Raw genomic sequence first — 11,193 nt, forward strand, 5'->3', positions numbered from 1 at the left:
AATGGGCCCCGTGACAGAGGCGGCGGCAGTACAGCAGGCCCCGGCGTCTGCCGAGGCGATCCGGCTGGTGGTGATCACCGGCATGTCCGGCGCGGGCCGGCGGACTAGCGCCCACGTGCTGGAGGACCTGGGCTGGTACGTCGTGGACAATCTCCCGCCGTCGATGCTCGTCGAGTTGTGCGCCAAGGCCGCCGCCGACGGGATCGACCGGGTTGCGGTGGTGCTGGATGTCCGCAGCCGCAGCCAGTTCGACCAGTTGCCGACCGTGTTCACCGAACTCGCGGCCGCCGGTACGCCGCCCGAGCTGCTGTTCGTCGACGCCGAGGACGATGTCATCGTCCGCCGCCAGTCCTCGGTCCGGCGGCCGCACCCGTTGCAGGGCGACGGGCCGCTGCTCGACGGCATCCGGCAGGAGCGGGCGATGCTGGCCGGCCTGCGCGCCGGCGCGGATCTGGTGATCGACACCTCGACCACCACGCTGCACCAGCTCGGCGTCCAGGTCGCCCACGTCTTCGGCGGCGGCGCGGAGCGGGTGCGGCTGTGCGTGATGTCGTTCGGGTTCAAGAACGGCGTACCGCTGGATGCCGACATGGTCTTCGACGTCCGTTTCCTGCCCAACCCGCACTGGGTGCCGGAGTTGCAACCCCACACCGGGTTGGAGGCGCCGGTGCGCGACTACGTGTTCGCCCAGGCCGGCGCCGAGCAGTTCGTGGAGCAGGTCGAGGCCCTGGTCGGCAACGTCGCCCGCGGCTATGCCGTGGAGGGCAAGCGGTACGCCACCATCGCGATCGGCTGTACCGGCGGCAAGCACCGCAGCACCGCGATCGCCACCGAGCTCGCCGACCGGCTGAACGCCGCGGGCCTGCCGACGGCGGTCATGCACCGCGATCTGGGGCGCGAATGACCGGCTCCCCGCTCGATGCCAGGTCACCGCTCGATGCCGGCGAGTTGCCGCGCGTCGCCGCGCTGGGCGGCGGGCACGGGCTGTTCGCGTCGCTGACCGCGCTGCGCCGGGTCACCGACCGGTTGACCGCGGTGGTCACCGTCGCCGACGACGGCGGATCGTCGGGCCGGCTGCGCGCCGAGCTGGACTGCCTGCCGCCGGGCGATCTGCGGATGGCGCTGGCGGCGTTGTGCGGCGACGACGCGTCCGGCCGGCTGTGGGCCGATGTCTTGCAGTCGCGCTTCGACGGCGACGGGGCGCTGTCGGGTCACGCGATCGGCAACCTGCTGATCGCCGGGCTGTGGCAGCGGCTCGGCGACCCGGTGGCCGGCCTGGACATGGTCGCCACGCTGCTCGGCGCGCGGGGACGGGTACTGCCGATGTCGCGGGTGCCGCTGGACATCGTGGCCGAGGTGATCGGCGTGGACCCGATGCACCCCGACGAGCTGTCGGAGATCCGCGGCCAGGACAAGGTCGCCCGGACCAATGCCGAGGTGCGCACGATCCGGCTGGAGCCGGCGGAGCCGCCGGCCGCGGACGAGGCCGTCCGCGCGATCGAGAGCTCCGACTGGGTGATCCTCGGCCCCGGCTCCTGGTTCACCTCCGTGATGCCGCACCTGATGGTGCCCGAGCTGGCCCGGGCGATCACCACGACCGGGGCCCGGCGGCTGCTCACGCTGAACCTGATGCCGGCGGGGGAGACCCGTGGCTACACCGCCGCCCAGCACCTGGAGCTGCTCGCCGAGCACGCCCCCCAGCTCCGGTTGGACGTGGTGCTGGCCGATACCCGGTTCGCGCGAGACGATCGGCATCTGCCCGCCTATGCCGCCTCGCTCGGCGCCGAGCTGGTGGTCGGGGACCTGGCGGTCCGCGACGGCACCGCCCGGCACGACCCGTTGCGGCTGGCGTCGATGTACGCCGAGATCATGGGGGCCTGATCCCGGACTGATGCGCTTCGAAGGCCCCCACCGACCCCCCACGCTTGTGATTGGATGGCCGCCATGGCGATGACTCAGCAGGTGAAGGCGGAGCTTGCCACCGTCGAGATCACCCGACCGACGACGCGCCGCGCCGAGCTGACGGCGATGTTGCGCTTTGCCGGCGGCCTGCACCTGGCGGGCGGCCGGATCGTGATCGAGGCGGAGCTGGACACCGGCGCCGCCGCCCGACGGTTGAGTCGCACGATCGCCGACCTGTTCGGGCACCAGACGGACCTGGTCGTGGTGAACGGCTCCGGGCTGCGCCGCGGCAACCGCTATGTGGTCCGGGTGATCCGCGACGGGAATGCGCTGGCCCGCCAGACCGGCCTCGTCGACTCCAAGGGCCGGCCCGCGCGAGGCCTGCCCGCGCAGGTGGTCAGCGGTTCGTTGGACGACTGCGTCGCCGCGTGGCGCGGCGCGTTCCTCGCGCACGGGTCGTTGACCGAGCCGGGGCGCTCGATGTCGCTGGAGCTGACCTGCCCCGGGCCGGAGGCGGCGCTCGCGCTGGTCGGGGCGGCGCGGCGGCTCGGCGTACCGGCCAAGGCCCGTGAGGTACGCGCGATCGACCGGGTCGTGGTCCGCGACGGCGACGGCATCGCCGCGATGCTCGCCCGGATGGGCGCCCACCAGTCGCTGCTGGCCTGGGAGGAGCGGCGGATGCGCCGCGAGGTGCGCGCGTCGGCGAACCGGCTGGCGAACTTCGACGACGCCAATCTGCGCCGCTCCGCGCGGGCGGCCGTTGCCGCCGGCGCGCGGGTCGAGCGGGCGCTGGAGATCCTCGGCGACGAGGTCCCCGATCACCTGCGCGCCGCGGGCACGCTGCGGCTGGAGCACAAGCAGGCCTCGCTGGAGGAGCTCGGCCAGTTGCACGACCCGCCCCTGACCAAGGACGCCGTGGCCGGGCGGATCCGGCGGCTGCTGGCCACCGCCGACAAGCTGGCGGGCGAGCGCGGGATCCCCGGCACGGACGCCAACCTGACCCCGGAGATGCTCGAGGACTCCTGAGCCGGGCCCCGGGTTGTGCCGAACCGCGCGTGCCCGCGCCCAGACCAACTCCGGTGCTGGTACGCCGAGCGTGCCAGTGGGCGGTTTGGTCCGCCCGGATGCGCGCTCGGGGGCCTTGGTTATTGTGTGCGCGTTCCGTGTCACGACAGACCACGCCGCTAAGGAGCATCGCGCATGACCATCAAGGTTGGCATCAACGGCTTCGGCCGGATCGGCCGCAACTTCTTCCGGGCCCTGGTGGCCTCGGGCGCCGACGTCGAGGTCGTCGCCGCCAATGACCTGACCGACAACGCCTCGATCGCCCAGTTGCTGAAGTTCGACACCGTGCTCGGCCGTTTCCCCGGCGAGATCACCGCCAACGACGAGGGCATCACCGTCGACGGCAAGCTGATCAAGGTCTTCGCCGAGAAGGATCCGGCGAACATCCCGTGGGGTGACCTCGGCGCCGACATCGTGATCGAGTCGACCGGCATCTTCACCGACGCCACCAAGGCCAAGGCCCACATCGACGGCGGCGCGAAGAAGGTGATCATCTCCGCTCCGGCGAAGAACGAGGACATCACCATCGTGATGGGCGTCAACGACGGCGACTACGACCCGGCCACGCAGCACATCATCTCCAACGCCTCCTGCACCACCAACTGCCTGGCCCCGCTGGCCAAGGCGCTGAACGATGCGCTGGGCATCAACAAGGGCCTGATGACCACGGTGCACGCCTACACCCAGGACCAGAACCTGCAGGACGGCCCGCACAAGGACCCGCGCCGGGCCCGCGCCGCCGCGCAGAACATCGTGCCGACCTCCACCGGCGCGGCCAAGGCCATCGGCCTGGTGCTGCCCGAGCTGAAGGGCAAGCTGGACGGGTACGCCCTGCGCGTCCCGGTGATCACCGGATCGGCCACCGACCTGACCTTCGAGGCCGCCCGCGAGACCTCGGTCGAGGAGGTCAACGAGATCATGAAGTCCGCCGCCGAGGACGGGCCGCTGGCGCCCTACCTGAACTACAGCGAGGATCCGCTGGTCTCCTCCGACATCGTCACCGACCCGGCGTCGTGCATCTTCGACTCCGGCCTGACCAAGGTGATCGGCAACAACGTCAAGGTGGTCGGTTGGTACGACAACGAGTGGGGCTACTCCAACCGCTTGGTCGACCTGACCAAGCTGGTCGGCGAGAAGCTCTGAGCGAATCACGAGGGAGAGGGGACCGCGGACCGATGAAGTCCATCGATGATCTTGGTGACCTGCGCGGCAAGCGGGTGATCATCCGCTGCGATCTGAACGTCCCGCTGGACGGCGACAAGATCACCGACGACGGGCGGATCCGGGCCTCGGTCCCGACCCTGACCAGGCTGGCCGATGCCGGGGCGAAGGTGATCATCCTCGCCCACCTCGGCCGGCCCAAGGGCAAGCCGAACCCCGAGTTCTCGCTGGCGCCGGTCGCCGAGCGGCTCGCCGAGCTCCTCGGGCGGCCGGTCGCCTTCGCGGCCGACACCACGGGTCCGCAGGCGCGTGAGGTGGTCGACGGGCTGGCCGACGGCGAGGTGGCGCTGCTGGAGAACGTCCGCTTCGACCCGCGCGAGGACTCCAAGGACGAGGCTGAGCGTGCGGAGCTGGCCCGGGCCTATGCCGAGCTGGGCGACGCCTTCGTCTCCGACGGGTTCGGGGTGGTGCACCGCAAGCAGGCCTCGGTCTACGACCTGGCGAAGCTGCTTCCGCACGCCGCGGGCGAGCTGGTCAAGGCCGAGACCGAGGTGCTGCGCGCGATCACCGAGGATCCGCAGCGGCCGTTCGTGGTCGTGCTCGGCGGCGCGAAGGTCTCGGACAAGCTGGCGGTGATCGACAACCTGCTCGCCAAGGCCGATTCCCTGCTGATCGGCGGCGGGATGGTCTTCACCTTCCTCGCGGCGCGGGGCTTCGAGGTGGGCAAGTCGCTGCTCGAGGCCGATCAGGTCGAGACCTGCCGGAGCTACCTCGAGCGCGCCGGACGCGAGGGCACCGAGATCGTCCTGCCGACCGACATCGTGGTGGCACCCGAGTTCGCCGCCGACGCGCCGCCCACGGTGGTCGCCGCCGACGCGATCCCGGCCGATCAGCTCGGGATGGACATCGGCCCCGAGTCTGCTGCGGCCTTCGCCGAGAAGATCGCCGGCGCACGCACGGCCTTCTGGAACGGCCCGATGGGCGTCGCCGAGTTTGCGGCGTTCGCCGGCGGTACGCGTGCCGTTGCCGAGGCCATGACGAAGGTCGATGGGCTGTCCGTGGTGGGCGGTGGCGACTCTGCGGCCGCGGTGCGCGATCTCGGCTTCGCCGACGACGACTTCGGCCACATCTCGACCGGCGGCGGCGCCAGCCTGGAATACCTCGAGGGCAAGGAACTGCCCGGCCTGCAGGTACTGGAGGACTGATCATGGCCGAAGCGACGCACGGGCGTACCCCGCTGATGGCGGGCAACTGGAAGTCCAATCTGAACCACGTCGAGGCGACCGGGCTGGTGCAGAAGCTGGCCTGGACGCTGCAGGACAAGCGCTGGGATCCGGCGAAGTCGGAGGTCGCGGTGTTCCCGCCGTTCACCGACCTGCGGACGGTGCAGACGCTGGTGGAGGGCGACAAGCTGCAACTGGAGTACGGGGCGCAGGACGTCTCGTCCCACGACGGCGGCGCCCACACCGGCGAGGTCACGGCGCGGATGCTGGCCAAGCTCGGCTGCCGCTACGTGATCGTCGGGCATTCCGAGCGGCGCACCGAACACGATGAGTCCGATGCGGTCGTCCAGGCGAAGGCGCTGCAGGCGCTGCGTGCCGACATCGCCCCGATCGTCTGCGTCGGGGAGGGCCCGGAGGTCCGGGAGGCCGACGGCCAGGTCGATCACTGCCTGGCCCAGGTCGGCGGTTCGCTGGCCGGGCTGAAGCCCGAGGACATCACCCGCAGCGTGATCGCCTACGAGCCCGTGTGGGCCATCGGCACCGGAAAGGTCGCCACCCCCGACGACGCGCAGGAGGTCTGTGGGGCGATCCGGCAGTTCCTCGCCGAGGAGCACGGAATCGCGGTCGCCGAGCGGGTCCGGATCCTCTACGGCGGCTCGGTGAAGGCCGACAATGTGGTGGCGATCATGGCCGAACCGGATATCGACGGCTGCCTCGTCGGCGGTGCGTCGCTGAAGGTCGACGAGTTCGCCGCGATCTGCCGCTTCTACGATCTGGCGGGCGGGTGAGCCGAACTTCGCGTGTGTCGGGTCGTCGGGCTAGAGTGACGCCCGTGTTTGCCGCCCCCATGACGCCAGCGCTCGCGCCCGTCGGGATCGGGTCCGCCGGATGAGCGTACCGATCCTCGTCCTGTCGATCCTGTTGGTGATCGTCAGCACGATCCTCACGCTGTTCGTGCTCCTGCACAAGGGCCGCGGCGGCGGCATGTCCGACCTGTTCGGTGGCGGCATGTCGACCAGCTTCGGCGGCAGCTCGACCGCGGAGCGCACGCTCGATCGCCTGACCATCGTCCTCGGGCTGATCTGGATCGCGATCGTCGTCGTGCTGTTGGTGCTCTACCGCTGGTTCCCGTGAGCCGCGCCGGGCGCTGATGCCCCGCTCAGGCGGGCGTGCGCAGCTCCCGCCCGGAGCGAATCCACGCGGTGATCCCGCCCCGCACGGAGCGGGCCTCGCGGCCCAGCTCGCCGAGCAGGGCGACCGCCCTGGGCGAGGACAGGCAGTAAGGGCCCTGGCAGTAGGCGATGACGTCCGCGTCCGCCGGCAGTTCGGCCAGCCGGTCGCGCAGATGAGGCAGCGGGATGCTCAGCGCCCCGGGCACGTGGCCCTTGGCGTACTCCTCGGCGGAGCGCACGTCGATCACCATCGTGCCGCCCCGCATCCGTCGCTCCAGCTCCTCCACCGTCACCGGCTCCGGCCCGGGGTGCGCGGCGAAGTACTCGCTGACCGCCGTCCGCACCGCAGGCACCGTGCGTTCGGCGAACTCCTCGAAGCTGGCCAGCAGCGCCGAGACCTGCGGCGAGGCGATCCGGTAGTGGATGCGTACGCCGTCGCGGCGCGCGGCCACGAGCTGCAGCGCCTTGAGCTGCTGGAGCTGCGCCGACGTGCTCTTCAGCCCGACGCCGGCGCGCGCGGCCAGCTCCTCGACCGTGGACTCGCCCTCCTCGAGCTGGTCCAGCAGCCGCAGCCGGATCGGGCTGGCCAGCGCCTTGCCCACCTGGGCGAGCTGCTCGTAGATGGGCAGCTCGGGGAATGCCTTGGTCATGGTCGGTTCAGCCTAGTGCGCCGGTCGAACGCTCGCCGCGCAGCGCCAGCGCCGAGCAGACCGCGCCGAGCGCTGCGATCACGGCGAAGCCGACCGAGACCGTGACGGCGGAGCCGACCAGCGACGGCCCGCCGAGGCTGACCAGTACGCCCGCCAGCGCGGAGCCGAGGGTGTTCGCGACCAACTGGACCGTGTTCACGCCGGCCGAGGCCTTCTGCGCCTCCGCGTCGTCGTCGGTGCTCCGCAGCACCGCGGCGGCGCTGTGCCCGAACGTCATCCCGATCCCGCAGCCTGCGATGAACAGCGTGCCGAACCAGGCCGCCACGATGACGGGGCCGGGGTCGGCGCGCTGGGTCAGGGCGTAGGCGCAGAAGCCGGCGGCGAGCAGGGCGGGTCCGCCGATCCGCAGCCGGGCGAGGCCACGGGCGGAGGTCACGCCCGAGGTGGCGATGCCCGCCGCGCTCCAGCCCCAGGAGATGGCGGCGCCGAGCAGGCCCGCGGGCAGGGGCGACAGCGCGCCGAGCCGCTGACCGAACAGCGGCACGAAGGCCTCGATGGTGGAGCCGATGGCGACCGCCGCGATCACCAGGTAGATCCAGCGCAGCGGCGAGCGGGGGAGATAGGTCAGCCCCGGGAGCAGCGAGCGGGGGCTGGTGGCGCGATCCCGGGCGACGAAGCCGGTCAGCGCGAGGGCCGCCGCGAGGCCGAGCACGGCGACGGGCAGCAGCCCCGTGGTGAGCTGCGCGCCGGACAGGGCGGCCGTGGCGAGGGTGAGCAGCAACAGCGACAGCTTGGGTACGCCGCCGGCGCCGCCCGCGCCACGGCCCGACGCGGGCATCACCCGCGCGGCGAGGCCGGCGGCCGCGGCCGTCGCCGCGATCAGGGTCCAGAAGGCGCCGCGCCACACGCCGAGCTGGGCGAACAGGCCACCGAGCACCGGGCCGATCACGTTGCCCACTCCCCACATCGCCGACAGCAGGGCGATCGCCCGGGTCCACAGGTGGGCCGGCAGGACGCGCCGCAGCACCGTGTAGGCGAGCCCGGTGAGCAACCCGCCGGCCGCGCCCTGGACGATCCGCCCGGCCAGGAAGACCGGTATCGTGGGCGCGACGGCGTCGATGACCAGGCCCGCGCCGAATCCGGCGAAGGCGAGCAGGTAGCCCAGTCGCGCGTCCAGCCCGGCGGAGAGCTGGCCGACGAACATCGACGAGATCACCGATGCGAGCAGGAAGCTCGTCATCGCCCAGGCGTACAGCTCTTCGCCGCCGATGTCGGCGACGGCGTTCGGCAGCAGGCTGGCGGTGACGTAGACGTTGATCGCGTACAGCGCGATGCCGGAGGCCAGGACGATGACCGGGCCGCGGGTGTGGGGGGCGAAGAGATCGCTCCAGCGGGCGGTGGCGGGCGCCGCGTCGGGTTCGGCCGCGCTAGTCGACTCATATTCCATAGAGTTATGGAATAACCGAACCTCAGGAGTTGTCAACCGCTCCGACCCGGCTTTCCCGCCCGCTGACCGGGTGCCGGCGGGGTTTGGTCCATGCCGCACGCTGCGATTACAGTTGCGCCCGTGATTCCGCTGCCCAAGGCCCCCCGCGCGGCCACCTCGACGGCATCGCGGATCGTCGCACCGACAGCTCGGGGTCCGATCGTCGACCACCCCTGACAGTCCCGGCCGGTCCGGCCGCAACACGCAGAAATGGGCCGCAGGCCCCGACGAAGGAGACAGACACGTGGTAGGTGGGAGCGCGATCCGCGGCAGCCGGGTCGGTGCCGGGCCGATGGGCGAGGCGGAGCGGGGGGACACCGCCCCGCGGGCGCACGTGTCCTACTTCTGTGCCAATGGCCACGAGACCCGGCCGGCCTTCGCGATCGAGGCGGACGTGCCGGAGGCGTGGGACTGCCCGCGTTGCGGCCTGCCGGCGAACACGGATGCGGAGAACCCGCCGCCGCCGCCGAAGACGACGCCCTACAAGACCCACCTCGCCTATGTGAAGGAGCGCCGCTCCGACTCCGAGGCCGAGGCCATCCTGGCCGAGGCCCTGGAGCTGCTGCGCGACCGCCGCGCCCGCGGCGAGGTCATCTACTGACGGCCTGAGAAGAAAATACCGACGGCTGCGTCACAGTTGACGCACCCGTCGGTATTTTCTTCCCGGCCGCCGCGGCCGGGCCGCTCAGTCGAGGTCGGCGGCCGCCGCCCGGTCCAGCCAGTACCACGTCGCCTCGTTTCCGTGCACGCGCCCGGCGGGCACCGACGGATCCTGCCGGTACGCCTTGGCGACGGCCTCGGCCTTGCCCTGTCCGGCCGCGACCAGCCACACCTGCTGGCTGGCGTTGATCACCGGCAGCGTCAGGCTGATCCGCTCCGGCGGCGGCTTCGGCGAATCCCGGACCGCGATCACCCTGGCCGCGGCGTCCTCCCCGCCCGCCGCCAGCGACGGGTGGTCGGGGAACAGCGAGGCCACGTGGCCGTCGGGACCGATGCCGAGCAGGCAGATGTCGAAGACGGTGTCGCCGAGCTCGGCGGCATAGGCCTGTGCGGCGCCGTCGAGGTCGACACCGTCCGAGGACGGCATCGGGTGCACCAGCGCCTGGTCCAGACCGGCCGGGGTCAGCGCGCTGATCGCCGGCTCGGCGTTGCGGTCCTCCGACCCGGTCGGCACGAATCGCTCGTCGCCCCACCACAGCGCGATCCGGTAGGGATCGACCGGGCCGTCCGCCAGCTCGGCGCCCAGCAGCTCGTGCACCTTGCCCGCGATGGTTCCGCCGGTCAGACAGACCGAGACGATCTTGGTGTTCGACTCGCGCTGCAGCTCGCTGATCCGCCGGACCAGCCCCTCGCTGACCCCGGCGGCCAGCGTGTCCGCATCGTCGAAGATCTCGAGCTCGGTCTCCATGATCAACTCCCTCGTCTCGATCCGGTGGTCTTCCTCGTCGTCCGCTTGGCGGCCGTCTTCTTCGCCGGGGCCTTCTTTGCCGGTGTCTTCTTTGCCGGGGCCTTCTTGGCGACGGCCTTCTTGGCGGCCGCCTTCTTCGCCGGCGCCTTCCTGGCGGTCGGTTTGCTGGCCGGCGCCTTCGCGGATCTCCGCGGGCCGGCGGCCTCGGCCCGCGCGGCGCGGGCCACGACGCCGGCGGCCGCGGTCTCATAGATCTGGTCGGGATCCATCCGGCGCAGCTCCTCGGCGAGCAGCTCGGTGATCGGGCGACGCTTCAGGGCCACCTGCCGCAGCGGCTGACCGGGCACGGTGTAGTCGGCGAGCACCCCGTTCTCCCGGCTGATCGCGATGTCCCCGGCCGCCGTGGTCATCCGGACGTCGGTGATGCCCGGGCCGCCGCTGGTCCGCAGCCGGACGGGTACGCCGAGTCGATCCTCCAGCCAGGCCGCCAGCAGCAGCGCGGACGCACTGCCGCGCCGGGCGGCGACGGTCGCCGACAGGATGTGCGCCGGGTACTGGTCGAGGGCCGCGGCAAGCAGCGCGCGCCAGGCGGTGAGTCGGGTCCAGGCCAGGTCGGAATCGCCCGGCCGGGTGTGCCGCGCCCGGTTGATCAACTGCGCGGCCGATCCGGAGTCGGTGATCCGCCGGTTGCCCAGCTCGCCCACCGGATCCTCGGCCGCCACCTCCGGCGCCCGCCCCGGCCACCAGACCACGACCGGCGTGTCGGGCAGCAGCAGCGGCAGCACCACCCCGTCGGCGTGATCGGCGACCGGCCCGTGCAGCCACAAGATCACGGTCTCGCCGGGGGCGCCGTCGCCGACGCGTACCTCGGCGTCCAGGCCGGCCCGCCGGCCCGGCCGGCGGACGACCAGCAGGATCCGCGACGGATGCTCGCGGCCGGCCTTGGTCGAGTCGGCGAGCGCCGACTCGAAGGTCTTCTCGTCGCAGACCACGACCATGGTCATCACCATGCCCATCGCCGGGCTGCCGGCGCTGCGGCGGGCGCGCAGCAGCGCCTGGGAGATCTGGGATGCCGTGGTGTCGGCCAGTTCGATGATCATTCCGCGTACCTCACTCGTTCCCGCGC

The 11,193-nt window shown here is 72.0% G+C and carries 12 protein-coding genes; 8 read left to right on the forward strand and 4 right to left on the reverse strand.

Annotation, left to right across the window (positions count from 1 at the left end):
• Nucleotides 1-10: 10 nt before the first annotated feature.
• The 7 genes from rapZ to secG all read left to right on the forward strand — a co-directional run bounded on the left by rapZ (nucleotide 11) and on the right by secG (nucleotide 6,485).
• Nucleotides 11-904, forward strand: coding sequence for an RNase adapter RapZ (gene rapZ, locus GGQ54_RS13665; protein WP_343045966.1), 894 nt, complete (start codon nucleotides 11-13; stop codon nucleotides 902-904).
• Nucleotides 901-1,881 carry a gluconeogenesis factor YvcK family protein gene (locus GGQ54_RS13670; protein WP_179445888.1) on the forward strand — a complete coding sequence of 327 codons (981 nt, stop codon included), beginning with the start codon at nucleotides 901-903 and terminating at the stop codon, nucleotides 1,879-1,881. The genes rapZ and GGQ54_RS13670 overlap by 4 nt, the downstream gene beginning before the upstream one ends.
• A 63-nt stretch (nucleotides 1,882-1,944) precedes the next feature.
• Complete coding sequence (gene whiA, locus GGQ54_RS13675; RefSeq protein ID WP_179445889.1) at nucleotides 1,945-2,928, forward strand: DNA-binding protein WhiA; 984 nt, start codon at nucleotides 1,945-1,947, stop codon at nucleotides 2,926-2,928.
• A 174-nt stretch (nucleotides 2,929-3,102) separates the two neighbouring features.
• Complete coding sequence (gene gap / locus GGQ54_RS13680) at nucleotides 3,103-4,110, forward strand: type I glyceraldehyde-3-phosphate dehydrogenase (RefSeq protein ID WP_179445890.1); 1,008 nt, start codon at nucleotides 3,103-3,105, stop codon at nucleotides 4,108-4,110.
• 32 nt (nucleotides 4,111-4,142) lie between these two features.
• On the forward strand, nucleotides 4,143-5,333 hold the full coding sequence (locus GGQ54_RS13685; protein ID WP_179445891.1) for a phosphoglycerate kinase: 1,191 nt from the start codon (nucleotides 4,143-4,145) through the stop codon (nucleotides 5,331-5,333).
• Between the two features lie 2 nt (nucleotides 5,334-5,335).
• The gene (gene tpiA / locus GGQ54_RS13690; RefSeq protein ID WP_179445892.1) at nucleotides 5,336-6,139 is read left to right on the forward strand and encodes a triose-phosphate isomerase; all 804 of its coding nucleotides are present in this window, start codon (nucleotides 5,336-5,338) and stop codon (nucleotides 6,137-6,139) included.
• Nucleotides 6,140-6,239: 100 nt separating this feature from the next.
• Nucleotides 6,240-6,485 carry a preprotein translocase subunit SecG gene (secG, locus tag GGQ54_RS13695; protein ID WP_179445893.1) on the forward strand — a complete coding sequence of 82 codons (246 nt, stop codon included), beginning with the start codon at nucleotides 6,240-6,242 and terminating at the stop codon, nucleotides 6,483-6,485.
• Nucleotides 6,486-6,510: 25 nt separating this feature from the next.
• Here secG and GGQ54_RS13700 read toward each other — a convergent pair whose 3' ends face one another.
• Together GGQ54_RS13700 and GGQ54_RS13705 are read right to left on the reverse strand one after the other, a co-directional pair.
• Entirely contained in the window at nucleotides 6,511-7,173 is a 663-nt protein-coding gene (locus tag GGQ54_RS13700; RefSeq protein ID WP_179445894.1) for an ArsR/SmtB family transcription factor, read from the reverse strand.
• Nucleotides 7,174-7,180: 7 nt separating this feature from the next.
• Nucleotides 7,181-8,620 (reverse strand): MFS transporter, encoded by a 1,440-nt coding sequence (locus GGQ54_RS13705; protein WP_179445895.1) that lies wholly within the window; start codon nucleotides 8,618-8,620, stop codon nucleotides 7,181-7,183.
• A gap of 283 nt (nucleotides 8,621-8,903) precedes the next feature.
• Between GGQ54_RS13705 and GGQ54_RS13710 the strand changes: the two genes are divergently transcribed.
• On the forward strand, nucleotides 8,904-9,260 hold the full coding sequence (locus GGQ54_RS13710) for an RNA polymerase-binding protein RbpA (protein ID WP_179445896.1): 357 nt from the start codon (nucleotides 8,904-8,906) through the stop codon (nucleotides 9,258-9,260).
• An 84-nt stretch (nucleotides 9,261-9,344) separates the two neighbouring features.
• On the opposite strand, the gene pgl is transcribed toward GGQ54_RS13710, so the two are convergent.
• Together pgl and GGQ54_RS13720 are read right to left on the reverse strand one after the other, a co-directional pair.
• A complete protein-coding gene (gene pgl, locus GGQ54_RS13715; protein ID WP_179445897.1) occupies nucleotides 9,345-10,067 on the reverse strand; it encodes a 6-phosphogluconolactonase in 723 nt (240 codons plus the stop codon).
• 2 nt (nucleotides 10,068-10,069) lie between these two features.
• Nucleotides 10,070-11,167, reverse strand: coding sequence for a glucose-6-phosphate dehydrogenase assembly protein OpcA (locus GGQ54_RS13720; RefSeq protein ID WP_179445898.1), 1,098 nt, complete (start codon nucleotides 11,165-11,167; stop codon nucleotides 10,070-10,072).
• Between the last annotated feature and the right edge of the window lie 26 nt (nucleotides 11,168-11,193).

This window comes from Naumannella cuiyingiana, assembly GCF_013408305.1.
Taxonomy (GTDB): Bacteria; Actinomycetota; Actinomycetes; order Propionibacteriales; family Propionibacteriaceae; genus Naumannella; species Naumannella cuiyingiana.